27 protein-coding genes and 1 other RNA gene are annotated in these 24,425 nt (G+C 66.9%); 9 read left to right on the top strand and 19 right to left on the bottom strand.

Features of this window, described 5'->3' with window-relative positions; translation table 11 throughout:
- Positions 1-5 precede the first annotated feature (5 nt).
- An RNA gene (gene ffs, locus NDI85_RS19405) (signal recognition particle sRNA) lies at positions 6-322 on the top strand.
- A 156-nt stretch (positions 323-478) separates the two neighbouring features.
- Here the strand turns inward: ffs and NDI85_RS19400 are convergent.
- The 3 genes from NDI85_RS19400 to NDI85_RS19390 are packed head-to-tail and all read right to left on the bottom strand — an operon-like array spanning position 479 to position 1,949.
- Positions 479-1,363 (bottom strand): mechanosensitive ion channel family protein, encoded by an 885-nt coding sequence (locus tag NDI85_RS19400; protein WP_310916695.1) that lies wholly within the window; start codon positions 1,361-1,363, stop codon positions 479-481.
- A complete protein-coding gene (locus NDI85_RS19395) occupies positions 1,363-1,611 on the bottom strand; it encodes a YhbY family RNA-binding protein (protein ID WP_188997926.1) in 249 nt (82 codons plus the stop codon). The genes NDI85_RS19400 and NDI85_RS19395 overlap by 1 nt, the downstream gene beginning before the upstream one ends.
- A 50-nt stretch (positions 1,612-1,661) precedes the next feature.
- Positions 1,662-1,949: a ribonuclease P protein component 4 gene (locus tag NDI85_RS19390; RefSeq protein WP_188997931.1), complete on the bottom strand. Its 288-nt coding sequence runs from the start codon at positions 1,947-1,949 to the stop codon at positions 1,662-1,664.
- 89 nt (positions 1,950-2,038) lie between these two features.
- Here NDI85_RS19390 and NDI85_RS19385 point away from each other — a divergent pair, with 89 nt between their 5' ends.
- Positions 2,039-3,088, top strand: coding sequence for a glycosyltransferase family 4 protein (locus NDI85_RS19385; protein WP_310916694.1), 1,050 nt, complete (start codon positions 2,039-2,041; stop codon positions 3,086-3,088).
- A gap of 122 nt (positions 3,089-3,210) precedes the next feature.
- Here NDI85_RS19385 and NDI85_RS19380 read toward each other — a convergent pair whose 3' ends face one another.
- Complete coding sequence (locus NDI85_RS19380; protein ID WP_338071845.1) at positions 3,211-4,596, bottom strand: MFS transporter; 1,386 nt, start codon at positions 4,594-4,596, stop codon at positions 3,211-3,213.
- Between the two features lie 38 nt (positions 4,597-4,634).
- On the opposite strand from NDI85_RS19380, the gene NDI85_RS19375 reads away from it, so the two are divergent.
- A complete protein-coding gene (locus NDI85_RS19375; RefSeq protein WP_310916693.1) occupies positions 4,635-5,738 on the top strand; it encodes a glycosyltransferase family 4 protein in 1,104 nt (367 codons plus the stop codon).
- 198 nt (positions 5,739-5,936) lie between these two features.
- Here NDI85_RS19375 and NDI85_RS19370 read toward each other — a convergent pair whose 3' ends face one another.
- The 5 genes from NDI85_RS19370 to gatC all read right to left on the bottom strand — a co-directional run bounded on the left by NDI85_RS19370 (position 5,937) and on the right by gatC (position 10,330).
- The gene (locus NDI85_RS19370) at positions 5,937-6,116 is read right to left on the bottom strand and encodes a hypothetical protein (RefSeq protein ID WP_188997945.1); all 180 of its coding nucleotides are present in this window, start codon (positions 6,114-6,116) and stop codon (positions 5,937-5,939) included.
- 40 nt (positions 6,117-6,156) lie between these two features.
- Positions 6,157-7,317 (bottom strand): M48 family metallopeptidase, encoded by a 1,161-nt coding sequence (locus NDI85_RS19365; protein ID WP_188997949.1) that lies wholly within the window; start codon positions 7,315-7,317, stop codon positions 6,157-6,159.
- A gap of 154 nt (positions 7,318-7,471) precedes the next feature.
- The gene (locus tag NDI85_RS19360; protein ID WP_229783150.1) at positions 7,472-8,611 is read right to left on the bottom strand and encodes a M48 family metallopeptidase; all 1,140 of its coding nucleotides are present in this window, start codon (positions 8,609-8,611) and stop codon (positions 7,472-7,474) included.
- Between the two features lie 155 nt (positions 8,612-8,766).
- Positions 8,767-10,050 (bottom strand): Asp-tRNA(Asn)/Glu-tRNA(Gln) amidotransferase subunit GatA, encoded by a 1,284-nt coding sequence (gatA, locus tag NDI85_RS19355; RefSeq protein ID WP_310916692.1) that lies wholly within the window; start codon positions 10,048-10,050, stop codon positions 8,767-8,769.
- Between the two features lies 1 nt (position 10,051).
- Positions 10,052-10,330: an Asp-tRNA(Asn)/Glu-tRNA(Gln) amidotransferase subunit GatC gene (gatC, locus tag NDI85_RS19350; RefSeq protein WP_188997960.1), complete on the bottom strand. Its 279-nt coding sequence runs from the start codon at positions 10,328-10,330 to the stop codon at positions 10,052-10,054.
- 223 nt (positions 10,331-10,553) lie between these two features.
- On the opposite strand from gatC, the gene NDI85_RS19345 reads away from it, so the two are divergent.
- The 3 genes from NDI85_RS19345 to NDI85_RS19335 are packed head-to-tail and all read left to right on the top strand — an operon-like array spanning position 10,554 to position 12,486.
- Positions 10,554-11,528, top strand: coding sequence for a transcription initiation factor IIB family protein (locus NDI85_RS19345; protein ID WP_166971101.1), 975 nt, complete (start codon positions 10,554-10,556; stop codon positions 11,526-11,528).
- Between the two features lie 41 nt (positions 11,529-11,569).
- Entirely contained in the window at positions 11,570-12,046 is a 477-nt protein-coding gene (locus NDI85_RS19340) for an NUDIX domain-containing protein (RefSeq protein WP_310916691.1), read from the top strand.
- A gap of 50 nt (positions 12,047-12,096) precedes the next feature.
- Complete coding sequence (locus NDI85_RS19335) at positions 12,097-12,486, top strand: universal stress protein (protein WP_396275598.1); 390 nt, start codon at positions 12,097-12,099, stop codon at positions 12,484-12,486.
- Here the strand turns inward: NDI85_RS19335 and NDI85_RS19330 are convergent, their stop codons facing one another.
- The 10 genes from NDI85_RS19330 to NDI85_RS19285 all read right to left on the bottom strand — a co-directional run bounded on the left by NDI85_RS19330 (position 12,487) and on the right by NDI85_RS19285 (position 23,172).
- Positions 12,487-13,578, bottom strand: coding sequence for an asparagine synthase-related protein (locus NDI85_RS19330; RefSeq protein WP_310916690.1), 1,092 nt, complete (start codon positions 13,576-13,578; stop codon positions 12,487-12,489).
- Positions 13,578-14,264, bottom strand: coding sequence for a PHP domain-containing protein (locus NDI85_RS19325; RefSeq protein WP_310916689.1), 687 nt, complete (start codon positions 14,262-14,264; stop codon positions 13,578-13,580). The genes NDI85_RS19330 and NDI85_RS19325 overlap by 1 nt, the downstream gene beginning before the upstream one ends.
- A 285-nt stretch (positions 14,265-14,549) precedes the next feature.
- Positions 14,550-15,773 carry a TIGR04347 family pseudo-SAM/SPASM protein gene (locus NDI85_RS19320; RefSeq protein WP_188997974.1) on the bottom strand — a complete coding sequence of 408 codons (1,224 nt, stop codon included), beginning with the start codon at positions 15,771-15,773 and terminating at the stop codon, positions 14,550-14,552.
- Positions 15,770-16,084, bottom strand: coding sequence for an Htur_1727 family rSAM-partnered candidate RiPP (locus tag NDI85_RS19315; RefSeq protein WP_310916688.1), 315 nt, complete (start codon positions 16,082-16,084; stop codon positions 15,770-15,772). The genes NDI85_RS19320 and NDI85_RS19315 overlap by 4 nt, the downstream gene beginning before the upstream one ends.
- Before the next feature lie 189 nt (positions 16,085-16,273).
- Positions 16,274-18,556 (bottom strand): cbb3-type cytochrome c oxidase subunit I, encoded by a 2,283-nt coding sequence (locus NDI85_RS19310; protein WP_310916687.1) that lies wholly within the window; start codon positions 18,554-18,556, stop codon positions 16,274-16,276.
- A gap of 150 nt (positions 18,557-18,706) precedes the next feature.
- A complete protein-coding gene (locus NDI85_RS19305) occupies positions 18,707-19,558 on the bottom strand; it encodes a CPBP family intramembrane glutamic endopeptidase (protein ID WP_310916686.1) in 852 nt (283 codons plus the stop codon).
- Positions 19,559-19,725: 167 nt separating this feature from the next.
- Positions 19,726-20,781 carry a hypothetical protein gene (locus NDI85_RS19300; RefSeq protein WP_396275599.1) on the bottom strand — a complete coding sequence of 352 codons (1,056 nt, stop codon included), beginning with the start codon at positions 20,779-20,781 and terminating at the stop codon, positions 19,726-19,728.
- 45 nt (positions 20,782-20,826) lie between these two features.
- Positions 20,827-21,270, bottom strand: a complete 444-nt coding sequence (locus NDI85_RS19295; protein ID WP_310916684.1) for a low molecular weight phosphatase family protein — start codon at positions 21,268-21,270, stop codon at positions 20,827-20,829.
- On the bottom strand, positions 21,270-21,662 hold the full coding sequence (locus tag NDI85_RS19290; protein ID WP_188997992.1) for a metalloregulator ArsR/SmtB family transcription factor: 393 nt from the start codon (positions 21,660-21,662) through the stop codon (positions 21,270-21,272). Before NDI85_RS19290 ends, NDI85_RS19295 begins: the two co-directional genes overlap by 1 nt.
- Positions 21,663-22,020: 358 nt before the next feature.
- Complete coding sequence (locus NDI85_RS19285) at positions 22,021-23,172, bottom strand: multicopper oxidase domain-containing protein (RefSeq protein ID WP_188997995.1); 1,152 nt, start codon at positions 23,170-23,172, stop codon at positions 22,021-22,023.
- A 208-nt stretch (positions 23,173-23,380) separates the two neighbouring features.
- Between NDI85_RS19285 and NDI85_RS19280 the strand changes: the two genes are divergently transcribed.
- The 3 genes from NDI85_RS19280 to NDI85_RS19270 all read left to right on the top strand — a co-directional run bounded on the left by NDI85_RS19280 (position 23,381) and on the right by NDI85_RS19270 (position 24,425).
- A complete protein-coding gene (locus NDI85_RS19280) occupies positions 23,381-23,758 on the top strand; it encodes a helix-turn-helix domain-containing protein (RefSeq protein ID WP_166971123.1) in 378 nt (125 codons plus the stop codon).
- Between the two features lie 3 nt (positions 23,759-23,761).
- On the top strand, positions 23,762-24,061 hold the full coding sequence (locus NDI85_RS19275) for a hypothetical protein (protein ID WP_188997998.1): 300 nt from the start codon (positions 23,762-23,764) through the stop codon (positions 24,059-24,061).
- Positions 24,062-24,134: 73 nt separating this feature from the next.
- The gene (locus NDI85_RS19270; RefSeq protein WP_396275597.1) at positions 24,135-24,425 is read left to right on the top strand and encodes a hypothetical protein; all 291 of its coding nucleotides are present in this window, start codon (positions 24,135-24,137) and stop codon (positions 24,423-24,425) included.

Below are 24,425 nucleotides of genomic sequence, written 5' to 3'. Positions count from 1 at the left end.
CATCGAAGTGGACTAGGTCGGGGGGCTTGGCCCCCCTCCTCGCCCGCACTGTGGTCATGAGCGGGGACCGAACCCCGGGGGCGTCCGGTCAGACGGACGTGGACCCCGTGAGCCAACGTAGAAGCCTCGTCCCACGGGGACGGCGGTCCACGTGGTCGCATCTGCAGGGATGCGCCCACGTGGTTAGTCGATGGCAGCCCGTCAGGCACGGAAGTGAGCAGCGGACCATCGAACACCCGTCGCTCGTGGGGTCGCGGGGTGGAGGAGGCAAACGGGATTACCCACGCCCGAACGCCGGGCAATCTCGGCTGTCCGTCCATTCATTCGGTATCTACTCCCGGAGTCTTACGTCCGCGAGACGCCGCTACAGCGGGACGTAACGACGAGCGGTTCGGCCGTAGTCGCGGCTCTGCCGGCGTCGAGGGATCGGTACGGGCGTCGCTCGACGGCGGCGACGAAACGGAAAATCGAGAGTCGGTCAGTCGTCGGCCGGTTCGACGACGCTGTCCATCCCGGCGAGTTCGAGGCCGCCGCCGATGGTGCGGTTCGGGTAGGGGATGTCGATGCCTTCCTCGTCGAACCGCTCCTTGACCGCCTGTACGTACTCACCGCGGGTCTTCACGAAGTCCGAGCGACTGGGGTTGTCGATCCAGATGCGGGACTGCAGACCCACGGAGGAGTCGCCGAGTTCGACCAGTCGGACCGACGGGCCGGGGTCTTCGAGGATGCCCTCGTGGTCCTCTGCCTCTTCGAGGATGATGTCGGTCGCCGCGTCGATGTCGTCGTCGTAGCCGATGCCGAAGACGAACTTCAGACGGAGTTGGTCCTTCGCGACGGGGTTCTTGATGACGCCGTCGGTGAGTTGTGAGTTCGGAACCGTCAGCAACTCGTTGTCGAACGTGCGAACGCGGGTGACGCGGAGACTGATGTCCTCGACGACGCCGGCGTTGTCGTCCCACTCGATCCAGTCGCCGATGCGGAACGGCTTGTCGGTGAAGATGAAGATGCCGGCGACGAAGTTCGACAGCACGTCCTGCATCGCGAGTCCGATTGCCAGCGTCGCGGCGGCCGCGATGGTCGCGAGCGACTGCAGGAAGTTCCCGTACTGGGCCAACCCGAACGCCATCGAGATGGCGACGAAGACGATGACGATGCTCGTGAGTTTCTTTATGGGGTTCCGGGCGTGTTCGTCGAGGTCACGGGACTTCAGCGACCGGTCGACGATGGGGACCACGATAGCCTTCCCGAGTACGTAGACGAGGATAGCGACGAGGACGAAGACGACAGCCTGCGCGATTGTCCCTGCGAGACCGGAACCCAGTCCGAGATTCTGGAAGAAATTGGAGATGGGTTCGACCTGCATCACCGCTCGAACACCGCCGTATGGCCCCGTACCTGCGGGACGGACGCGTTCACCTGTTCGGCCATCTCGTCGGCGAGTTCCTCGGTGGTGGTGCCCCCGCGGGCCGACCGGAGGAATTTCACTTTCACGAACTGGCGGTCCTCTAGCTGGGTGTTCAGTTCGTCGACGACCGGTTCGATACCGTTCTTCCCGACGCGAAGTGTCGCGTCGAGTTCGTGGATTCGCTGCTCTCGAGAGGTATCAGACATATGGGCGCACAAAGGGCTCGATACGTTTAAAACCAACAGTCCTAAAACCGTCAGTCGTAGGGATAGCGAGCGTGTGACCCACACTCACAGGTCACGACGACGTGACCCGACCGGGTACGGACGCGAGCGTTTCGGCCCGGGACGAGGAACGTATCACAGGAGCGGCATATCGACCGCTCGAACTCCCGCGGGAGGCGAAGACGGTGTCGCTCGGCGATGCGTCGCGCCCGCCTGACGTACTCGCGGGCTCGGTCCTCGCGCCCCTCACAGACGGCGTCGCGAGCCATCGACTGGAGGCGGTCGATACGCTCGCGAGCGATAGTCGCCTCGTCTGTCATCGCACACACTCCGACCGGCGCGTAAAAACGCCTTCCGGACTGCGCACGGAGTCGGTACAGTTTTGCTCGCGGCCACGGTCGGACCGTCCGTGCGCGTCCTGAACTACCTCGAACTCGCCGACCGCCTCGATCGGTCGGGCATCGGTACGTCCGTCGACCACCAGCGACAGGCGCTCGCCGACACCGACGTGGAGGTACTGACGACACCGTGGACCGACGGCCACCCCGGCTGGGCCGTCGGTGGCAACATCGCGTTCGACGACCCGGTGTTCCGCGAGTACGACATCGCTCACTGCAACATGATCGGGCCGGGATCGGTCGCCGTCGCTCGCCACGCTACGCGCAACGACGTCCCGCTCGTGTTGCACGCTCACGTCACCCGGGAGGACTTCCGCGGGAGTTTCCGCGGGTCGAACCTCGTCGCACCCGCGCTGGGCGAGTACCTGCAGTGGTTCTACTCGAAGGCCGATACGGTCCTCTGTCCCTCCGAGTACACGAAGGGCGTCCTCGAAGACTATCCAGTCGACGCGCCCATCCGGCCCATCACCAACGGCGTCGACACGGCCCCGCTGGATGGATTCGAGTCCTTCCGCGAGGAGTACCGCGAGCAGTACGACTTAGACGGGATGGTCGTCTTCGCCGTCGGGAGCGTCTTCGAACGCAAGGGCCTGACCACGTTCTGCGAACTGGCCCAGCAGACCGACTACGACTTCGCGTGGTTCGGCACGTACGACGACGGGCCACACGGGTCGGCCGAGGTGCGGAAGTGGACGTCGGACCCGCCCGAGAACGTCACGTTCACCGGCTGGGTCGACGACATTCGCGGGGCCTACGGGGCCGGCGACGTGTTCCTGTTCCCCTCGAAAGTCGAGAATCAGGGCATCGTCGTCCTCGAAGCGATGGCCTGTGGCAAGGCCGTCGTCCTCTCGGATATCCCCGTCTTCCGGGAGTACTACGAGGACGGCCACGACTGTCTCATCTGTTCGGACGAGGCGGAGTTCCGCGAGGCCGTAGAGCGTCTGGAAGCGAACCCGGACCTCCGCGAGCGACTCGGCGAGAACGCGATGGAGACGGCCCGCGAACACGGCCTCGACCGGGTCGGCGAGCGACTGGTCGAGACGTACGAGGAACTGGTCTGAGCCCGGACGACCGCCCACTCGAACCGTGTTCGACTCACCGGCCGTTACGTATCCGACGGGCGAGAGACCACAGTCATCGTCCGAGCGAACGCGTTGGCGACGCCAACCACCGAGACGAGACCTCAGTCGGCGCCGGTGGGTCGCTCGGTGACCGTCGTCGGAGTCCGCCGCCAGAGGACGGCGACGACGGCCGTCCCGGTGAAGACCAATCCGCCGGCGACGCCGAACGCCAGCGTAAACCCGTAGCCGCCGAGCCATCCACCGAGTATCGACCCGACGCCGCTCGCGAGGCCGGAAAGCGCCGTGTACAGCCCCAAGGACTCTCCGCGGATGGCCGGGGGTGCGAGACGAGTGACGATGCTGGCGGCGGTGACGGCGATGAGCGCCCACGCCACGCCGATGAGGCCGAACACCACGCCGTTGGTCAGGAGGGCCAGCGACGCCACCGGGACGAGAACAGTGACAAAAGCCACCGTGGGATGGAGTATCGCCCGGGCCAGCAGCCCACCGGTCTGGATACCCGTGGCGTCGTACCGGTCTGTGAGTCGGCCGGCCCCGCCGTAGAACAGCGCCGACCCGAGGCTGGACACCAGATACAGCGCGAATATCGTCCCCGAGTCGTAGCCGAGCGTCCCCGAGAGGTACGAGGGGAGCGGCCCCCAGAACACGCCGAACCCGGCGAAGACAGCGAGGATGGCGGCGAAGTACAGCGACAGCGACGGCGTGAGGCGAGCGAGGACCTGCCGGGGATGGAACGACCGCGTGAGCCAGTAGACGCGGCCGGGTCCGACCGGGAACGTCGCACTGCGAACCGGCAGTCGACGGGAGCGAGCGATGGCGCGAGCGATACGGCTCGGTCGGGGCGCGTCTGCCGTCTGCACGCCGGTGGGGAGCCACCGGGCGGCGAGGACGGCCGCGACGGCAGCCACGCCCGCACAGAGCCACAGCAGTGCCTGCTGAGCTACTTTCGTCCCGAGCGGCCCGGAGAGAGTCGTCGTCCACGCCAGTCCGAGGACGAGTCCCCCGGCCCAGCCCCACCCCTGATAGCGGTTGAGCGTGGCAAAGCGGCCCGGCCAGTCGCGTTCGAGCGACCCGACGGTGACGAGCAGCGTGAGAACCGGTGCGACGGCACCGGCGGCGAACCACAACACCCCGTTGCCGGCGATGACGACCCACTCTGACTCGGTCAGCGAGACGACGACGAGCGCACCACCGGCGAGTGCCAGCGCCACGAGGACGAGCGAGCGGTGCTTGCCGGTCCGGTCCGCGATACGGCCGAAGATGAGTGCGCCCGGCGCGCCCGCGGCGGCCGCGACACCGGCGAGTACGCCCAGCAAGAGCGTGCTCCCGCCGATAGTGACGAAGTACAGTGGGACGAGCAACGAGGCGGCACCGAGTGCAACAGAGCCCAGCGCCCACGCGTACAGCCAGCGGTCCGAAGCCATTGGGAGATGGACAGGACGGGGGCTGAAAAGCCCACCGACGGCGGGGGGCTTCTCGCGGCCAATAGCAAGGGTTTACCCGCTGGTCTGATTACGCCGCGTCGATGACACTGCCGCAGGTGGCCGCGTTCACCGACACGTACCTCCCGACCGTCAACGGGGTGACGTACACGGTCAAGACGTGGCGGGACCGCTGGCACGCCCGCGGCGGTCGGATGGACGTCGTCTACCCGAGGAGCGACCACGACGCCGAAGACGGGGAGTATCCGGTCAGGAGCCTGCCGTTCCCGTTCTACGAGGGGTTCCGCCTCGGGATGCCCCAGATTCCGGACGCGGTCAACGGGGCCGACGTCGTCCACGCACACACGCCCTTCAGTCTCGGGATGGCCGGCCAGCGACTCGCGCGGAAACTCGACGCGCCGCTGGTGGCGTCCTATCACACGCCGACCGGCGAGTACGCCGAGTACGTCTCCTCGAACACGACCGTCGAGTCGGCCGTCCAGTCCAGTGCCGAACACTACGAGCGGTGGTTTCTGGACCGTGCCGCTGTCGTCGTGGCCCCGAGCGAGCGCGCGGCCGCCCACGTCCGGGAGACGGTCGGTGCCGACGCCAGAGTCGAGGTCATCTCCAACGGTGTCGACACGGACTTTTTCAGGCCGTCGGAGAGCGACGACTTCTGTGCGCGCCACGACCTGCCGGACGGTCCCCTCGTCGGCTACACCGGCCGGCACGGTCACGAGAAGTGCCTCGAAGACATCGTCACGGCCTGTGAGGGTCTCGACGTGACCGTCGTCTTCGGCGGCGACGGCCCGGCACGCGAGGACCTCAAAGCGATGGCCGCCGAGGCCGACGTCGACGTCCGCTTTCTCGGGTTCTTGGACCGTGAGGAACTGCCAGCCCTGTACAGCGCGCTGGACGTGTTCGCGTTCCCGAGTCCCGTCGAGACGCAGGGGCTGGTCGCGCTGGAAGCCAACTGCTGTGGTACCCCTGTCGCCGGCGTCGACGCCGGTGCGCTCTCTGACACTATCCACGACGGCGAGACGGGGTACTCCTACCCGGAGGGCGACGTCGACAGGTTCCGACAGGCTATCGAGCGGACGCTGGACGAGCGCGAGCGCCTGCGAGAGACCTGTCTCGCGCGTCGTGACGCAGTCAGCGTCGACCACGCGGTCGACCGACTGGCGACCGTCTACGACTCCGTCCTGTAGCGCAGCAGTCCGTGAGGGTTGTCTGCCCCGACGCCCGGTCTTCGTCACTGTCTCTCCGGTCCCGCCCACGGTTCGAGAACGAACAGCGACGGCGAACCCGCGGGTCCGACAGCGCCTCTTCGGCGCGGTCGGCGAGCGAGGCGTACAGGTCGGTTTGGTCGTACCCGGAGAAAAACGGCTCACCTGATTACTGGGGTCTCACCGCGAGCGCGACCACCCGATGCCAAACGCGAGGCCGTTCACCAACCCCAGCAGCATCCCGAACACGAAGTCCTCCAGCATCAGTGCGAGGATGAGTCCGACGCCGACACCGACGGCGACGCCTTTCGCGACGGTCGGCCAGTGAATCCACGCGAGTCGTCCCTCGTCGTCTGTCATAGGGGTGCAACGAACGCCAGCGGATAAACCGTGCCGGTCGTCAGCGTCGCGACCGACCGCCGTCGACGTCGACCTGTCGCTCGCCGAGCGCGTCGATTCGGTCGGCCACGTCGGGATGGGAGTCGGGGAGGACGCGCTCGCAGCCCCTCCGCCACAACCGACCCACCCTCCCGGTTCGATCCGTCGTCGGGTCGTCGCCCGCCTCGTCGAGAGCGTACGGGAGGACACACAGTTCGCGGACGCCGGTCCGGGCGGTGCGGTAATCCGCGGTCGGCCGACGGTCGGCAGTGAGCGTCTCAAGCGCACTCGCCATCGCCGCGGGCGAGCCACAGATGGCGACGCCGCCGCTGTCGGCGGCGTACTCCCTGATACGGGAGAGGAGCCGGTAGCAGGCCGTGCTGGCGAGGTTCAGCGCGGCGGCGGTCGGCATCGCGACGAGCGCGAACAACTGGACGGCGATCTGGTGGTGGCCGAATCCGCTCGACCCGTCGTCCTCGTCGTCGGCTTCGGCGTCGCTCCCGAGGAGCCTGCCCACTATCGCCAGATGTCGACACTGGTCCGCGAGGACAGCGTTGAACCGGGCGGTGACCGCCGGCAGGAACGCGGCCGCGGTCATCACGAACGCGTCGCCGTTCTTGAGGTGGGCGAGTTCGTGGGCCAACACGGCGTCGAGTTCCGCGTCGTCGAGCGCGTCGAGGAGCGCCGTCGTCACGAACAGCGTCTGCTCACCGGGCCGTCCGGCGACGAAACTGTTGGGCGTCGACGACGCGACGACAGTCACGTCCGGCGTGGTCATGTTCGCCGTGTGGGCCAACCGCTCGACGCGGTCACGGACTGCCTGTGCGGTGTCGGCCCGGTCTATCTTCGCGCGCATCGCCTCGACGTCCTCGGGCGTCCGTTCGGCCGTTCGCTCGCCGTCGGCCAGCGCGTCCTGTAGCGTCATCCGATAGCCGAACACCGACTGCGCGAGGAGCGTCAGCGGCGTCCCGACGAGGAGCACCGGCCGCAGCGGGACGTAGTCGAAGCTCATCGTCCAGAACAGGCTGTCCCACTGGTAAGCCAAGAGCGGGGCCAGTCCGAGCGCGACGTGAGCGAGCACGTACGCCGCGGCCACGGCGACCACGTCGAAGGCGACGAGCACCGCAATGAGGGCGACCAATCGCGCACGGAGCGGCAGTTTGGCGGAGGGGAGGGCTGCCATAGTTCCTCCTTCGTAACACTGTATAAAAAGTATACCGGGAAACCGCTGCAAACAGGTGCGTTACGCCCGCTGCTGCTTGTTCTTTCAAGCCAGGGACACAGGTCCGGACGGTCTCGTGTCGCCCGAACACCAGCCTCATCATCGACGTGCGGGACTAGCTGCGCTGGTCGAGGTCGGACTGTCGCCCCCGTAAGGCGGCAATGCGGTCGTCAACGTCTGGATGGGACCCGGGCAGTATCTGCTCTGTGACGGTGTGCCACCGATGGGCGATCCGTTCGGCCCGCCCCGCCGGCGGGTCGGGCGTCTCGTCCGTAATCGTGTACGGTACCACGCACAGCTCCCGAACGCCCGTCTCGGCGGTCCGAATGTCCGCGTCCGGACGCCGGTCGTCCGTCACCGTCTCAAGTGCGCTGGCGAGCGCCGCCGGGGAGCCACAGATGGCGGCACCGCCGGCGTCGGCGGCGTACTCCCGGACTCTGGACAAGAGCCGGTAGCAAGCCGTACTGGCGAGATACAGCGCCGCCGTGAACGGCATCGCGAGGAACGCGAACGCGACCAGCGGGAGGTAGAAATAGGCAGCGCTAATGGCGTTTCTGCTGGTCTCGCCGTCGAAGAACCAGTGGGTGTACACCGAGGTTTCGAGCGTCGTTCGGAGCCACCGTGTGGCGCGTGCGCTGACGATCGGTAGGAACGCCGCCGCCGTCATCACGAACGAGTCGCCGTTTTTCAGATGGGCGAGTTCGTGGGCGAGCACGGCGTCCAGTTCGTCGCCGTCGAGTTGGTCGACGAGCGCCGTTGTGACGAACAGCGTCCGCTCGCCGGGCCGGCTCGCGGCGTAGCTGTTCGGTGTCGTCGAGTCGATGACACGCACGTCGGGTGTCGACATGTCCACCGTCTGGGCCAGCCGCGTGACCCGTTCGCGGAGCTGTGTCGCCGTCCGCTCGTGTTTGATGGCGGTGAAGCGCTCTCTGGTGGTCTCTGGCTCGGACGCCTCGGGCAGGTCCGGGCCGTCGGTGGCCTCCCGTAGCGTGACCCGATAGCCGAACACGAACTGGAAGGCCAACACGAGCGGCGTTCCGGCCAGTACCGCGGGCCGGAGCGAGACGAGATGGAACCCCTGGGTCCAGAAGGACGCGCCGACCGGGAGGCCAAACATCGGCAGCAGGCCGTAGGCGATGTGGACCAACACGTATGCCGTGACCACGGCGACCACGTCGAAAGCGACGAGGCCGAGCAGGAGGGCAGCCAGCCGCAGGCGGAGGGTGGAGTGGGTGGCAGGCACTATCGTTCGCATTTCGACACGACGTATAAAAAGCGTGACGGGGTGGGACATCGACCGGCGCTATGCCGGTGTCTCGGCACGGGTTCTCATACTGGTGGCTGTAAGTTCGTAAAGATATTCGCCACCTCGGGGTGGCGAATTACTTCAGTTTGTTACAGCCACCAGTATCAGGCCAGCGCGCTGCCGGCCCGGATAATCGTCCGTTCGCCGAAGGCCGGCCCGACGAGTTGCAGGCCGACGGGGAGGCCCTCGTCCGTCTCGCCGGCGGGCACCGAGATGGCCGGGAGGTTCGCGAGGTTCACCGGGGTCGTGTTGGCGTCGGCCAGATACATCGTCAGCGGGTCGTCCAGGCTCTCGCCGCGCTTCATCGGCGGCACCGGCATCGTCGGCGACGCCAGCACGTCGGCCTCCGAGAGCGCCTCGTCGAAGTCCTGCTTGACCCACGCACGGGCGTCCTGAGCCTTCTTGTAGTACTTGTCGTGGTAGCCCGCCGAGAGGGCGTACGTGCCCAGCAGGACGCGGCGCTTGACCTCCTCGCCGAAGCCTTCCTCGCGCGAATTGGCGAAGGACTCGTTCCAGTTGCCCTCGTAGCCGCCGGACTGGCCGTAGCGGACGCCGTCGAAGCGGGCGAGGTTCGAGGACGCCTCGGACATCGCGATGACGTAGTACGCCTCAACGGCGTGTTCGACGCTCGGGAGGTCGACCTCGTGGTAAGTCGCGCCCTGCGCTTCGAGGTCGTCCAACGCCGTCCAGAACGTCTCGACGACCTGTTCGTCGGCGCCGTCGAGGAGTTCGGTCGGGACACCGATAGAGAGGCCGTCGACGTCGCCGTCGGCGGCGTCGGCGAAGTCGTAGCCCTCGACCGCCTCGCTGGCGTCTCGCGTCGTCCCGTCACGCTCGTCGGGACCGGCGATGACCTCCAGCAGTTCCGCGGCCTCGGAGACGGATGGGGCGATCGGCCCGATCTGTTCGAGGCTGTTCGCGTAGGCGACGAGGCCGTACCGAGAGACGAGGCCGTAGGTCGGCTTGATACCGACCACACCACAGAAGGCGGCCGGACAGCGAATCGAGCCACCGGTGTCGCTTCCCAGTGCCATGTCGGCGTCGCCCGCCGCGACGACGGCCGCCGAGCCACCGGAGGAGCCACCGGGGACCCGCCCCTCGGCGACGGGGTTCTCGACGGGGCCGTAGGCCGACGTTTCGGTGGTCGTCCCCATCCCGAACTCGTCCATGTTGGTCTTCCCGGGGATGGTCGCACCGGCCTCTTTCAGACGCGCGACGACCGTCGCGTCGTACGGCGGGACGTACCCCTCCAGCATCGCGGAGCCGCAGGTGGTCTGGACGTCCTCGGTCGAGATGTTGTCCTTGACGGCGACGGTGCGGCCGGCGAGGGGGCCGTCGTCGGCGCCCTCGATGGTCTCCGTGGCGATGTAGCCGTTGTAGTCGGTCATCTCACGACACCTTCGGCCCTTTGAACTGCCCGGCCTCCGTCTCGGGGGCGTTCTGGAGCGCTTCCTCCTGACGCAGGCCCTCTCGGACCTCGTCGGGTCGCATGACGTTCGCGAGGTCTGCCTCGCGCTCGGTCTCGGGCACCTCGTCCAGCGCCTCGAACGCGGCCAGAATCTCGCCGAACTGCTCGGTGAACCGTTCGACCTCGTCGTCGTCGAGGTCGATACGGGCGAGGTCGGCGATGTGACGTACCTCGCTCGGGTCGACGGCGTTGTCGCTCATGTCCGGGCGGAGTATCGGACCGGCGGTAAGCGTTTCGAAACGGGGGGCCAAACTGTTGGGGGCAGTTCTCGCAGTGGAAGTATTTCGGCAAAAACTACCAACGGAGTTTTACGAAAGGCAAACGCTATGTTTGTGAATCGGGAAAGGTTTTAAGTTGCTCCGGCCACAACAAAAGGGTACAAGAGACGTTTTTCGGGTACCCAGACCCGTCAGTTCGCTACCAATGACCGATACCACCATCCGCCGATACACGAATGAAAACGAAACCGACGTCGACGAGACAACAGAGGAGGCAGACGAGGGACTCGTCTGTCCCGAGTGTGGTGGCTCTCTGCTCTCCGACAGCGAGCGCGGCGAAACCGTCTGTGAGGACTGTGGGCTTGTCGTCGAGGAAGACGAGATAGACCCCGGCCCCGAGTGGCGTGCGTTCGACTCGAAGGAGAAAGACCAGAAGTCCCGCGTCGGCGCGCCGACGACGAACATGATGCACGACAAGGGCCTGTCGACCAACATCGGTTGGCAGGACAAGGACGCCTACGGCAACTCCCTGTCCTCGCGCCAGCGCGAGAAGATGCAGCGCCTGCGCACCTGGAACGAGCGGTTCCGCACCCGCGACTCCAAAGAGCGCAACCTCAAGCAGGCGCTCGGCGAGATCGACCGGATGGCCTCCGCGCTCGGCCTCCCCGAGAACGTCCGCGAGACGGCTTCTGTCATCTACCGCCGAGCGCTCGACGAGGATCTGCTCCCCGGCCGCTCCATCGAGGGGGTCTCGACCTCGTCGCTGTACGCCGCCGCCCGACAGGCCGGCACCCCGCGGTCGCTCGACGAGATCGCCAACGTCTCCCGGGTCGACAAAGACGAGATCGCCCGCACCTACCGCTACGTCGTCCGGGAACTCAGCCTCGAAATCCAGCCCGCCGACCCCGAGAGCTACGTCCCGCGCTTCGCCTCGGACCTCGACCTCTCCGAGGAGGTCGAACGCCGCGCCCGCCAACTACTGAAGAACGCCAAAGAGGAAGGCGTTCACTCCGGGAAGTCCCCCGTCGGTCTCGCCGCGGCCGCGGTGTACGCCGCCTCGCTGCTGACCAACGAGAAGGTCACACAGAGCGAGGTCAGCGAAGTCGCGAACATCTCCGAGGTCACCATCCGCAACCGCTATCACGAACTGCTGGAAGCCGAGGACAGCGTCCACCCCTGAACTTCGTAACGTAGACTTTCCCCTGTCCCGTCGCCACCCGTATGGAGACGACCCGCCACTTCGTCGCGACCGTCTACGCCGTCAGCGAGGGGAGCGTCGCCCTGCACGAACACGACAAACTCGACATGTGGCTCCCCGCCGGCGGTCACGTCGACCGTGACGAACTCCCCCACGAGGCCGCCCTGCGCGAGACGCGCGAGGAACTGGGCATGGCCGTCGACCTCGTCGCCCCACAGGAAGACATCGAGAGCGAGACGGTCCGCTCGATTCCACAGCCACAGCACTTCCTCTTGGAGGACATCAACGTCCACGAGCGCGGTGAGGTGGGCCACCAGCACGTCGACTTCATCTTCTATGGCGACGCGCCGTCCCGCGACATCGACCCCGACCCCGGCGAGCAACCGGCCGACGACTGGACGTGGTTTACGGCCGCGGACCTCGCCGACCGGCGCGACGAGATTCCGGCGGACGTCGTAGAGATCGGGACGCAGGCCATCGAGACGATAAGCAGTCGCTAACTATCGGTCTAAGACCCGTCTCGGGGGGCATGTATCAGGTGTTACTTCCCGTGGACGCGAGTGAGGAGCGAGCGACCGCCCAGGTGGCGGCGACGACGGCACTGCCGTACGCGGACGAGGAGGTGGAGGCGGTCGTCCTGCACGTCTTCGACACCAAGGAGACAGCCGAGAAGACGACCGTCGAACAGACGCCCGCCGGAAAGACGATGGTCGAAGCGTTGCGTGATGCCGGCGTCGCCGTCGAGACGGTCACCACCTACGGCGCGCCGGAAGAGCAGATAGTGAGCATCGCCGAGGAATACGACGTCGACATGATTATCCTCGGGGGTCGGAAGCGGTCGCCGCTGGGTGCGTTCGTCTTCGGGAGCGTGAGTCAAGCGGTCATCCTCGACTCCGAGCGCCCCGTCGCCATCACCGGGAGCGACACACCGACGGAGTAATCACTCGACCAGCGACTCGACGTACTGGGTGACGTGGTCGTCCATCCGGCGCTTATAGCCCGCCTGTCGGGCCAGTCGGTCGAGTTCCCGGGCGGCCAGCGACCCGTACTGGGCGGCCTTCTTGTCTCGCATCGCGACGGCCGCGGGCAGCGACCCGAGTGCCGCCTGCCGGAGCGCCCACTTGCGCGTCTCCCCGTCGACGAGCATCCGGTCGTCCAGTCGCAGGGCCGCCGACACGACGCGGTCGTGGAGCAGCGGCGTCACCGGTTCGACGCCCGCGGCCCGGAGGGTTAGCACGTCGCGAGATAGCTGGTCCGGAAGCGTCGCGACCACCTCTCGCTGGGCGCCACGTACCGTGTCGGCGTCGACGCGCGGGTCCTCGGGCGCTTTCGCCACCTTGGCGTACCCGCCGAACAGTTCGTCGGCGCCCTGTCCGAGCGCGAGTCGGTCGAACCCGTCGGCAGCGACTCGTTCGGCGGTCAGATACAGCGGGAGCGCGATCTGGACCGCCATGGCGTTCGTCCGGCCCGTGGCGGCGACGATTCCGGGGACGGCCCGCTCGATGGCGTCGTGGGTCAACTCGACCACTCGCAGGTCCCGCCCTAGTAACTCGGCCGCCGACCGGGCCGCCTCGACGTCGTGGCTGTCGGGGAATCCGGCGACGTACAGCGGCGCGTCTAGTCGAGCGGCCAGTAGCGCGGAGTCGACCCCGCCCGAGAAGGCAATCGCGAGGCCGTCCGCGTCCACGGCGTCGATACTCGTCTCGACGGCGTCCCGGACAGCCTCGACGGCCGTCTCGGGATTCGAAAAGGGGTCCGGGTCCGGCAGGGACCACACCTCGCGCGTCCCGTCGGCGTCGCGGACGTGGCCCGCCGGGACCGGGTCGGGGTCGGCCAGTTCGGTGGGGTCGGCGCTCCAGTCGGCGTCCGGGACAGCACCACCGGCCGCGCCGCTCTCGACGAACAGCGGATACCGCCCGAGTACGTCCCTGACGAGGGCGTCGTCGAGTCGCCCCGCGAAGCCGGCGGTACCGGGGAGCGAGTCACCGGACTCGACGGCGGCGCGAACGGTTGCCTCGTCTGTGCCCTCCATTAGTCCAGAAAGCTCCCGAGTCGGCTCTTCACGCGGCGCTTCGCGCCCCCGGCGGCCTGCCGGAAGCTGATGCGCCACGGCGTTCGCTCGCCCTCGACGGTCGTCTGTCCCTTCTCGACGGCGTCGAGGATGGCGTCGACGGAGCGCTCGTCGGTGTCGACCTTCGTGACGGCCTGCCCGACCATCTCGGCGATGTGGGCGTCGCTCCCGGCGGTCATCGGCAGCCCCCGCCGCCGGGCGAACCGCTCTGCCTGTCGGTTCGACCGGCCGGTCAGCAAGCGGGAGTTGTACACTTCGATGGCGTCCGCCGTCGCGAGTTCGTCCTTCGAGATGTGTTCGAGGACGCCGTGACGGGACTCCTGAAACGGGTGGGGCACGACGGCCAGCCCCCCTTGGTCGCGGATGCGGTCGAGCGTCTCGGCGAAGGACAGGCCCGCCGGAATCGGTGACTCGATACCCAGCGCGAGGACGTGCCCCGCCGCACAGGTCACCTCCATCCCGGGGATGCCCACGAGACCGTACTCCGGCGCGAGGTCGGCGGCCTCCAGACTCGCGTCCAGTTCGTCGTGGTCGGTGACTGCGAGCGCGTCCAGTCCGACGGCTTCTGCCTGTGCCAGCAGTAGCTCGACCGGGTCGCGCCCGTCGTGGGACAGCGCCGAGTGCGTGTGAAGCTCGACCGACAGCACGAGCGGTCATAGAGGTGGCCCGGCCAAAAGCGCCCCGGTACACGGGGCGTGATGTCACCGAAAGAGAACACGAGCAGTGGCCGCCCGCGTCCAACGGGCGGTCGTGGCCCGAACGAACCGTTCTGCTCACTCCCACGAGACTGGAGTCACTGACACGATACGCCGCGACCGTCGTCGACGGTCGCATATGGACGTACCGCGGGGAGTAGAATGAGGCCGTGGCCTCAACGCGGAGGGCTTTGATACGTCCCTCGACGACCACTGGCAACCCCTGACCCGAAGCGCTCAGTCCGCCGGACTCGTCGCGTCGCCGCCGGCGAAGGGTTCCGGACCACGAATCTCGTCGTCGTCGAGGTAACACTGCGGGTCCGGCGCGAACAGGTCGTCTTCGACGGTGAGCGCCCGGAGTCTCGACCCGCCGCGACAGACTCCCGCGTACCGACAGTCCGCGCACTTCCCCGTGAGACGGTCCTCGCGCTCTCGGAGTGCCCGGACGAGCGGGTTCGACTCGTCCTCCCAGATGTCGCCGAACGGGCGGTCACGGACGTTGCCCAGCGAGTAGCCCTGCCAAAACTGGGTGAGGTGGACGTTGCCCTGATAGTCGACGTCGGCGACGCGTTCGCCAGTCGGGTCGCCACCGTTGACCCGGAGGTATTCGTACACTCTGCGGGCTTGGGCTTCGCTCATGTGCTCGCGGGCGTACTCGACGAGGTAGGCCGCGTCGGCGTAGTTCCCGACCAGCAGGGTCTCTATCTCTTCGCCCCGGTCGTGGTACTCCCGGGTCATGTCACACACCCGCTCGACGGCCTCCCGGCGCTCGACGGGGGTGAGGTCGGCGTCGACGATCTCGGTGCCGCGGCCGCCGTAGTCCAGATGATAGAAGCAAAAGCGGTCGACGCCGACGTCGGTCAGGAGGTCCACGACGCCCTCCAGATCCGGCGCGTTGCGCTCCGTGATGGTGTAGCGAAGGCCCGTCTTCAGGCCGGCGTCGAGGCAGTTCCGGATGCCCTGGACGGCGCCGTCGAACGCCCCCTCCATCCCGCGGAAGTCGTCGTTGCGTTCGGGGAGGCCGTCGACGGAGACGCCGGCGTACTTCAGCCCCGCCGCTTTCAGCGACGCCGCTCGCTCCTCGGTGATGAGGGTGCCGTTGGTCGAGAGGACGGGGCGGACGCCGACCTCGTTCGCGTACGCGACGAGTTCTTCGAGGTCCTGCCGGACGAGCGGTTCGCCCCCGGAGAACAGAATCACCGGCGCGCCGTAGTCGGCGAGGTCGTCTAACAGGGCCTTTCCTTCCGCCGTCGTGAGTTCGCCGTCGGCGATGTCGGTGTCGGCGGCGGCATAGCAGTGATCGCAGTAGAGGTTACACTGCTTGGTGACGTTCCAGACGACGACCGGACGGCGCTGTTTCTCGTCGCGGATCTGAGACTTCGTGGACTCCTCGGCGGCGTCATAACGCAGGCCGTCGCCCTCCGCGTCGAGGTCGGTCAGCAGTTTCGAGACGGAGATCACTCCCGCTCACCTCGCAGGGTCTCCGCCTGCATCGACTCGGCGTCCATCGTCGCGTCGGTCCCGTCCGCCGCTGGGTCGAGCGCCAGCGACTCCGCTTGCACCCGGACCGTCTCGTCGGCCGGACAGAGCCACAGCGCCTCGGCGGCGTGGGCAAACAGTTGTGTCGCCTGCTCGCGGGCGATGTCCGCCGACGGGGCGCTGACGCTCCCGACGTGCGTGAGCGCGTCCGCCGACGCCTCCCGGCAGAATACTTCCCACTCGCGGCTGGTCGCGCCGCGCGGGGTGTCCACCTCGTGGTCGAGTTCTCCCATACGCGACACTTGTCTGCCCGACAAAAAACGGGTCGAGCGTGTTCCCAGTGGGTGGGAACCGGACCGAACCCATCCGGATTCGATATAGTCCCATCCAGTTTACGTCCGAGAAAGCGACTCTCGGTACGACCCGTCGCTATCGAGCCGCCGTCTCTCGAAAGAGTGGAAAAACCGACGGCTCGCGGTCGCTCAGTCGTCGGAGACGACCGGGTCCGACACCGGCGCGTCGTCGTCGTCGGCCAGCACCGACCGCAGGGAGAACCGCTTGCGAAGCACGTCGGCGGTGAAGATGACCGTCCCGAGGATGATGAGTGCGTCACCGGGCATCCGCGCCCAGAACAGCAGTTGCACCAGCGGGCGTTCGTAGAACGCGACGCTCCGGGCGGCGGCGTAGCCCTCGGTAAAGGCCACCTCTAGCTGGAGGAACCCGATGGGCGTCACCGAGACCAGCACCATCAGCGCGAGGCCGACGTTCCAGCACCAGAACGCGGCCCGAAGCCACGACCCGTCCCAGTCGCTCGGGTCGACGCTGATGCGGAGCATGTAGCTCGCCATACCCAGCGCGAGGAAGCCGAAGGCCCCGAACATCGCCGCGTGAGCGTGGGCGACGGTGAGGTAGGTGCCGTGCTCGTAGTAGTTGATGAGCGGCAGGTTGATGAAGAACCCGAGCACACCGGCCCCGACGAAGTTCCAGACGCCGGAGGCGACGATGAACATGAACGGAATCGTGTACGGGAAGCTCTCGCCGCCGGTGGCCATCGCGCGGTACTCGTTGATGGCCTCGTAGAGGATGAACACCAGCGGGACGAGTTCCAGCGTGGAGAAGGCACTCCCCAGCGGCACCCAGATGTCGGGCATCCCGATCCACCAGTAGTGGTGGGAGACGCCGATGACGCCGGTGCCCATCACCAGCAGCGCCTCGAACATCACGGCCTTGGCGGCGCTCTGGCGTTTCAGGAGGTTCATCGACACCAGCGTGATGCCGACGATGGCGACGATGAAGAACTCGAAGGCCCCCTCGACCCACATGTGGACGACCCACCAGCGCCAGAACTCCGTGACGGCCATGTTGGTCTTCGGGGTATACAGCAGGCCAGCGGTGAACAGCAGGGCGATAGAGCCACCGGCGTAGAGGATGAGATGCGAGAGGCCGTACTTCGGTTCGTCGTCGAGCAGCGGCTTGAAGCCGCGGTAGGCGAGGCCGGCCCAGATGAGGAAGCCCGCGAGCAGACCGAGTTGCCAGACGCGGCCGACTTCGAGGTACTCGAGCCCCTCGTTGCCGAGCCACCACCAGAGGTCACCCTCGAAGAAGCCCTGCATGCCGAGCCAGATGCCGACGAGGCCGCCGACGACGACGACCACGAGCGCGCCCAGCAGGACGTTGACCAGCGTGCCCTGCCGGTCGGGTTCGTGCCCGGTCAGCAACGGCGGGAGGAACAGGCCGGCACCGAGCCACAGGGTGGCTATCCAGAGGATACCCATGTCGATGTGCCACGTCTTCGCGATGGCGAAGGGGAGCCACTGGAGGACGTTCACCCCGACGAGTTCGCCCAGCCCGAAGAACGAGGCGCGCTCGACGTAGAAGTGCGCGAGCAGGCCCCCGAGGAGGACCTGCCCGAGGAACAACCCGGCCGCGATGGGGATGAACCGCGTGGCCGCCCGCTGGCCGGGGAACAACGCCACGTTGTCGGGCGCGGGCACGTCGATGCCCTCGATTTCGGGTTCGGGGAGGTCGATGCTGCGGTAGAGCCACACCGCCGCGCCCGCACCGGCGACGAGCAACACCATGGCGACGACGCTCCACGTCATGGCTGCGGCGGTGGCGTCGTTACCGGCACCGGGTGCGTAGGGCCACTCGTTCGTGTAGGAGTGGTCACCCGCCGGGCGGTCGGCGTGGGAGAACCACGCCGTCCAGAGCGCGAAGTCCGCGAAGTCCCGGGCGGCGTCCTCGCTGGCGATCATGCCTTCGGGGACGCCACGCTCGTGGCTCCCCTCGTGGTAGCGCTCGACGTACTCCTCGCGAATCTGTTGGTGGGCGTACACCTCGGCGGCGGAGTACTCCACCACGTCGCCCGAGCCCTGCCGGTCGAGACGCTGTTCGACGCGCGTCTCGATGGCGGCCTGTCGCTCGGCCGAGAGCGCGTCGAAGTCACTGCCGTACTCCTCCCGGGCGTGGTACTGGCGCATGTACTGGACCTTCAGGTCCAGCGTGTCGGCGGTGTAGTCGACGCCGTAGTACGCGCCGTTGCCCAGTATCGACCCGTGGTTCATCAGGCCGTCTTTCTGGAACGTCTCTTTGCCGTTCTGTACGTCCGCAGCAGTCGCGATAGTCTCGCCGTCGGGACCGGCGATCCGCTCGGGAATGGGCGGTGCCTTCTCGTAGGCGAGCGCAGCGCCCGCGCCCATCACCACGAGGTTGATGACGAACGCGGCGACGAGCAGTTTCGCAAGCGTCTGTCGTGAGACTTGCATACAGGCGGCGGTTCTCCGTCCTCGGGTTTGTAGGCAGCCCCAGTTCTCGGGGACCGACGACGGGTGCGAACACGTTCGGACGAAGACTGAGATGATTTAGGATTGCCTAAAACTAGGGGTGGGCGACGGCGATGCCGCCACCCGCGGCGCTCAGTCGTCGGTGGCGGACGACGGCGCGTGTCGGGCCCGTGACACAGTCAGCTCAGTCGACCCGCCCAACCGCACGGCGACCACGACGAGAGCGACCATCGCGGCGTACTCGACGAGGCCGACGAGGAGGTGAAACTCGGCTGGGAACTGTACCGTGAGCAAGAACGGGGGCTGGTTCATCGTCGCGTGGAACAGGGCGACCAGCAACAGGTTCCGCGTCAGCGCGTACACGAGCCCGTACGTGAGCCCCATGAGCGTCAGACCGAGCAATCGGACCGCGAGCGCCGACCCGACGCCGTGGCCCGACGCGAGAAACCACCGTGGGAGGTGAAAGAGTGCGAAGAGGACCGCCGCGACCGCGATACCGGTCGCGACCGAACGACGCGTTCGGCTCTCGGCCAGCGCTCCGACCTTCGACTGGAGGTACCCGCGGAAGACGAGTTCCTCCGGAATCGCGGTGAACAGGAGAGCGCTCCCGAGGGCAGCGAGGTAGAGGGACGGGTGCGCCGTGACCCTCGACGGAGTGGTCGTGACGCCGGGAACGCCGCCGAGAGCCAGCCCGAACGCGAGGAGGTTGTACAGCGCCCAAAACGCCGCGACGAGCGCGAACACCGGGGCAACCGAACGGAGGGGCGGTACGAGCGAGCGCGGGGAGACCCCTTCGACCACGAACGCGCCGACGGCGAGTGCGACGAGGAACAGCCCCCAGACCATTCCCAGAAGGGGCGACGGTGACTCCCCCGAGGAGACGAGAAGGAATCCGGACAGCACAGCGATTGTCAGGAGGTACGTTACGACGGGGACCAGTGACCCGCGCTCGAACGACGGCGGGTCTGTCGCAGTGTGCGACATCCCGTCCGTCTTCCGATGGGAAAATGAAAACGTCTTTCATCTCGACACGACCGGAACGTCCCGCTCGACGTCGATGACCGGGGCAATCCGAGTCCGCGCGGGTCGACGAGAGCCACGAACGCGTACCGGCCCGGGGTCGGACCGGCGGGCCGACACCGCCGCGTCGCTCAGGGGAGCGGGACCCAGACTGGGGACTCGACCACGCCGAGGAGTGCGAGGAGTGCAACGACGAGCGACGTGAGAACGATGCTCGCCGCTGGCGGGTCGAAGTGCGTTTCGGCGTGGGCATAGAAGATTCGCTGCACCACTTCGCCGAGGAGCGACCCGAGAACGCCGAAAGCCGCCCCGACCAACAACGCCAGTCCGAGCGGCACACTCCCGGCTACCACCGCCGGTGTGAGCTGGGCCGCCGGGGCGTCGACCAGTGCCAGCGCCGCGGTACTGGCCGGCAGCGACATGTGATGCGTGACCGGAACGTTCGCCACATCGGCGTTGACAAAGACCAGCGCGACGACGCTGATACCGAACGCGAGGAACGGACTCGCGGTCAGGTACGCGACGTAGCCGCCGAGGACGCCCACGACTGCCCCGAGCATCGCGACGTCGCTCCAGCGGTACTGATAGGGGAGCCAAGGTTCGACTGCCGCCGTCCCGCCGTCCGTCACGGCTCCGCCGCTGTCCTCCGTGCCGCGACCCCGTTCGTCGGGCCGCATATCGAACCACTCGGAGGGGGCCGCACCGACGAGGCTGTACCCAAACGCGAGGCGATGTGCGACCGCCGAACCGACGACGCCGAGTGCGACGGGGTCGACGGGGACCGAGACGGAACTGGAGACTGTCGCTATCCAGTACCCGACGACGCCGAACACGCCGCCGACGGCCAGTACGTCGGGCTTGCTCCCGAGACCACGGGCCACGTCTTTCGCCGGATGGTACTCGAAGTCTCCGTCGAGGTACCCCTGTTTCGTCGCGTAGGCCAGTGCCGCGGCCCCGCCACCGAACGCGACGTGTGGACCCAGCACGACGCCGAAGCCGATGGTCCCCGTGATGTCGACGACAGCGTCGGCACCGGTCGTCCGGACGACGAGTTTGTACAGTTCACCGACGACGACCAGCAGTCCCGCGAGCGTGAACGACGGGAGGGCACCGATCGCCGCCCCGAAGGCACCGCCCGCGAACGCCGCCAGAAGCATCTCGACGGCCCACAGCTCTGAGAGCGCCACGGTTATCTCACCCCGATAGCCGCCGTACTCGCCCAGTGACACTCGTCAGTCATCGCTCGGAAGCTCCGCCTCGATGTCGTCGAACAACGCGGCGACCCGCGCCCGTATCTCGTCGCGGATCTCCCGGACCCGGTCCATATCTTGCCCCGCTGGGTCGTCGAGTGCCCAGTCCCGAACTGTCACCGCCGAGGCGTCCGCGTCGAGTTCGAGCGTCGAGCAGCCCATGGTCGCGACGTACGCACACGACTCCAGTTCGGCGGTCGTAATCTCGCGCGGCGTCCGGTCGGTGAGGTCGAACCCCTCCTCTTTCATGACCGCGACGACCTCGTCGTGAACGTTGTCGGCCGGGTGGGTCCCGCCGGTGAGTACGTCGACCCGCCCGTCGAGATGCCGGCGGTCACGCTCGCGCTCGGCGAAGGCGGCCGACATCTGGGACCGGCCGGCGTTCTGGACACAGACGAACGCTACCCTGAGCGGCGTCTCGGCCATCACTCACCACCCCGCGTCGCATCGAGCGCCGCGACGAGTTCCGCTGCGCGGTCGGTCGTCTCGTAGTACCGCCACGTGCCGTCCTTCCGGCGAGTGACCAGCCCCGCGTCGTGGAGGTCCGACAGTGCGTGGCTGATGGCGCTATCGCTCACGTCGACGAGCGGGTTGATCTCACAGACACAGAGCTCCCGGTCGGCCGCCGACAGGAGGTACACGATGTCGTACCGCGTCTCGTTGCTCAGCGTCTGCAGTGCGCTCCGGTCTGTCCCGGCGTCGTCCGGAATCGCGTCCCGATACGCTTCAAGCGATTCGAGACGCTCCGCGACGTCTGACTCACAACACTCCCCACACTCGTCGGCGATGAGCCGTTCGAGGCGGTCTGTCTCGGACATGGTTGAGTAGTTGAACAACTTCTCATATAACGACTTCGAGTCTCGAAGACCGTCTTCGCTGCCGTCCTCCGCTAGCAGCCGACGTCGAAATCACGCCGTCGGACCCCTCGTCACCGTGCGCGTCCCCACCCGCGCGTAGCGTCACTTCGGGCCGGATACCCGAGTCCAACGACCGGAAAATGTACCGTGGCACTGTGACCGAGAGGGTCCGACCGCCCCACGTGAGAGGTGGGTCCGATGGTCCTGCACCAGCAGCGTCGCGTTCTCGATGGCGTCCGGCGACGTCTCGGGCGGCTAGTCGACCGCTCGGTGTCCCGGGGTCAGCCGTCGGAGGTCACGGCTCCGCCGCTCGCTTCGCTCAACCCTCGTACCCCGCGTACTCCATCAATTGCTTGAAGATGTCCGTGTCCATCGCCTCCTTGTAGACCACTCCGGTCACCATGCCGCCGGGGTACGCGCTCCCGTTCATCGCGTGGCTGACTTTGTGGCAGTGCGCGAGGTAGATGCCGGGGTCGGCGTCCGCCTCGAACTCGATGGTGTGTCGGCCGGCGGGCGGGATGCTAGTGATGTCCTGATCGTGGCGGGCCACGTCCGGAATCGTGCCCCCGTCCTTGGCGACGACTTGGAACCGGTGATTGTGGATGTGCATCGGGTGGTCCATGTACCCGTTGTTACAGAAGTGGATACGGACCGTGTCGCCCTGTTCGACGATGATGGGCGACCCGTCCTCGGGGTGGAGCGTCCGCGGCGCAGACTTCCCGTTGATCGTGAACGTGTCCGGGCGACGGTTCCGCACGTCGTAGTTCGCGTCCATCCCCGCCATCTGGCGGTTGAGTCGGGAGTCCCACTCCTTTAGCGTCAGGAAGTACTCCTTGTCGGCCGGCTCGTAGCCCTTCGGGTCGACGCGGAAGATGCCGTACATCCCCATGTCGATGTGCCGGTGGGTCTGGTAGTGGCAGTGATAGAGGTGCGTCCCCGGCACGTTCGCGGGAATCGTGTAGGTGTGTTTCTCGCCGGGATCGATGCGGATGCCGGTCGTGGTGGGCACGCCGTCGTCTTCCCACTTCTTTCGGACCGCGTGGAAGTGGACGGTGTGCGGGCGCTTCCCGTCGGTGTTGTCGAAGGTCACCTCCATGTCCTCGCCCTCCGTCGTCCGGAGGATGGGACCGGGGACGCTCGGGTCGCCGTCGTCGGCCTTGAACGCCCAGACCTGCGGCAGTTCGACGGGGCCGCCCATCGACTCGCCCGGGTGAGCCTCGTGGCGTGCCGGCACGGACGAGAGCGTCACCTCACCGCCCTGCTCGTCGACGTTGACGATCTCTGGCGGCGACGTCGTCGGCAGGTCGCCGCCGGCCTGACTGGCGCTCGCCTCCGTCGACGTGCTGACCGAGTCCTGCGGATTTCCGGGGGCCGTACAACCAGCGAGAGCGACCGTTCCGCCGAGGCCGGAAGCCTTCACGAAGTCACGACGCGAGATACCTGAACCGGGTGCACCGACTCGTTTGCTCATGGACACCTGAACGTATCGAGTGTGTACATAAACCCCCGTAGGGGCGTTCTCACGGTGACAGAACCGTTCTCAGCGGCTGGGAACGGGCGCTTCCATCAATATACCAAACCCCGAATATTCTGGGGGATTCCGGTCGTGACTCTCTGAGACCGCCGTTCGGCGTGAGTCGGTTAGGTTAAAGGGGGCGGGAAATGAGTTGGCGACAAGGATGGTTCGGGATCCGTTCGCTGACGACGACACGCCGGAGCTGACCACGGTTCTCGACGCCCTCGACGACGAGGACTGTCGGTCTATCGTCAGCGTACTCGACGAGCCGATGACAGCGAGCGAAATCTCGGAGGCGAGCGACGTCCCACTGTCTACGACCTATCGTAAGCTCGAACTACTGACCGACTCGTCCCTGCTGTACGAAGGCGTCGAGGTCCGGCCCGACGGGCAACACGCCAGTCGGTACGCGGTCGATTTCAAGGAAGTGGTCATCGCGCTCGACGAAGACCGGGAGTTCGCCGTCGACATCAGTCACCGCGCCCGGTCCCCGGACCAACGGCTCGAAAACCTCTGGTCCGAAGTTCGAAAGGAGACGTAATCCATGGTTCACATTCCAAGCTCACAGGTCGGTGTCGTCGTCTCGAAGACGCTCATCCTCATCATCGGCGGGCTGATAACGTACTACTCGTATCAGGCCTACGACCGGACGGGGACGCCACAACACAAGTGGCTCACCTACGGGTTCGGGGTCGTCACGCTCGGTGCGATTCTGGGCGGGGCCCTCGACCTCGTCGTCGGGACGTACTACGGGGTCAACCTCATCTACACCAGCGTCTTCGTCTCCAGCGCCCTGACCGCAATCGGCCTCGGTATCATCCTCTACTCCCTGTACGTGCGCTGAGGCGGGGCTTCTCACTCGCTGGCAACGCACGCCAGTTTATATTTGAGAGAGTCGTGCAGTGCCCACCACGATGATGCACCCCAGTACCGTACTCCTCGTGGCGGCCAAGACAGTGACACTCGTCTGTGGGGCCGTCCTCACGACGCTAACGTACAGGGCGTACAACCGGACGAAAGCGACTGCGATGCGTGCGCTGTGGGTCGGTATCGGTCTCGTGACCGCCGGGGCACTGCTGGCCGGGAGCCTCCACCAACTGTTTGCGTTCCCCGTGGTGACGAGTACCGCCGTCGAGAGCGTGTTCACCGCCGCCGGGTTCGCCGTGCTGACCTACTCGCTGTACACCGACCAGCCGAACGAAGAATGA

Source organism: Haloarcula sp. S1AR25-4, assembly GCF_031624555.1.
In the GTDB taxonomy this organism is placed as follows: domain Archaea; phylum Halobacteriota; class Halobacteria; order Halobacteriales; family Haloarculaceae; genus Haloarcula; species Haloarcula pellucida.
Note: the sequence above shows the minus strand (reverse complement) of the source record. Positions and strands in the feature narration are given on the sequence as shown.

Bases quoted from the DNA above. Each gene is read 5' to 3' on its own strand.
- NDI85_RS19400 (WP_310916695.1), bottom strand. From the start codon at position 1,363: ATGCAGGTCGAACCCATCTCCAATTTCTTCCAGAATCTCGGACTGGGT.
- NDI85_RS19285 (WP_188997995.1), bottom strand. From the start codon at position 23,172: ATGAGCAAACGAGTCGGTGCACCCGGTTCAGGTATCTCGCGTCGTGAC.
- NDI85_RS19375 (WP_310916693.1), top strand. From the start codon at position 4,635: ATGACACTGCCGCAGGTGGCCGCGTTCACCGACACGTACCTCCCGACC.
- gatA (WP_310916692.1), bottom strand. From the start codon at position 10,050: ATGACCGACTACAACGGCTACATCGCCACGGAGACCATCGAGGGCGCC.
- NDI85_RS19315 (WP_310916688.1), bottom strand. From the start codon at position 16,084: ATGGGAGAACTCGACCACGAGGTGGACACCCCGCGCGGCGCGACCAGC.
- NDI85_RS19330 (WP_310916690.1), bottom strand. From the start codon at position 13,578: ATGGAGGGCACAGACGAGGCAACCGTTCGCGCCGCCGTCGAGTCCGGT.
- NDI85_RS19395 (WP_188997926.1), bottom strand. From the start codon at position 1,611: ATGTCTGATACCTCTCGAGAGCAGCGAATCCACGAACTCGACGCGACA.
- NDI85_RS19275 (WP_188997998.1), top strand. From the start codon at position 23,762: ATGGTTCACATTCCAAGCTCACAGGTCGGTGTCGTCGTCTCGAAGACG.
- gatC (WP_188997960.1), bottom strand. From the start codon at position 10,330: ATGAGCGACAACGCCGTCGACCCGAGCGAGGTACGTCACATCGCCGAC.
- NDI85_RS19345 (WP_166971101.1), top strand. From the start codon at position 10,554: ATGACCGATACCACCATCCGCCGATACACGAATGAAAACGAAACCGAC.
- NDI85_RS19310 (WP_310916687.1), bottom strand. From the start codon at position 18,556: ATGCAAGTCTCACGACAGACGCTTGCGAAACTGCTCGTCGCCGCGTTC.
- NDI85_RS19365 (WP_188997949.1), bottom strand. From the start codon at position 7,317: ATGGCAGCCCTCCCCTCCGCCAAACTGCCGCTCCGTGCGCGATTGGTC.
- NDI85_RS19340 (WP_310916691.1), top strand. From the start codon at position 11,570: ATGGAGACGACCCGCCACTTCGTCGCGACCGTCTACGCCGTCAGCGAG.
- NDI85_RS19390 (WP_188997931.1), bottom strand. From the start codon at position 1,949: ATGACAGACGAGGCGACTATCGCTCGCGAGCGTATCGACCGCCTCCAG.
- NDI85_RS19280 (WP_166971123.1), top strand. From the start codon at position 23,381: ATGGTTCGGGATCCGTTCGCTGACGACGACACGCCGGAGCTGACCACG.
- NDI85_RS19270 (WP_396275597.1), top strand. From the start codon at position 24,135: ATGCACCCCAGTACCGTACTCCTCGTGGCGGCCAAGACAGTGACACTC.
- NDI85_RS19290 (WP_188997992.1), bottom strand. From the start codon at position 21,662: ATGTCCGAGACAGACCGCCTCGAACGGCTCATCGCCGACGAGTGTGGG.
- NDI85_RS19370 (WP_188997945.1), bottom strand. From the start codon at position 6,116: ATGACAGACGACGAGGGACGACTCGCGTGGATTCACTGGCCGACCGTC.
- NDI85_RS19305 (WP_310916686.1), bottom strand. From the start codon at position 19,558: ATGTCGCACACTGCGACAGACCCGCCGTCGTTCGAGCGCGGGTCACTG.
- NDI85_RS19295 (WP_310916684.1), bottom strand. From the start codon at position 21,270: ATGGCCGAGACGCCGCTCAGGGTAGCGTTCGTCTGTGTCCAGAACGCC.
- NDI85_RS19360 (WP_229783150.1), bottom strand. From the start codon at position 8,611: ATGCGAACGATAGTGCCTGCCACCCACTCCACCCTCCGCCTGCGGCTG.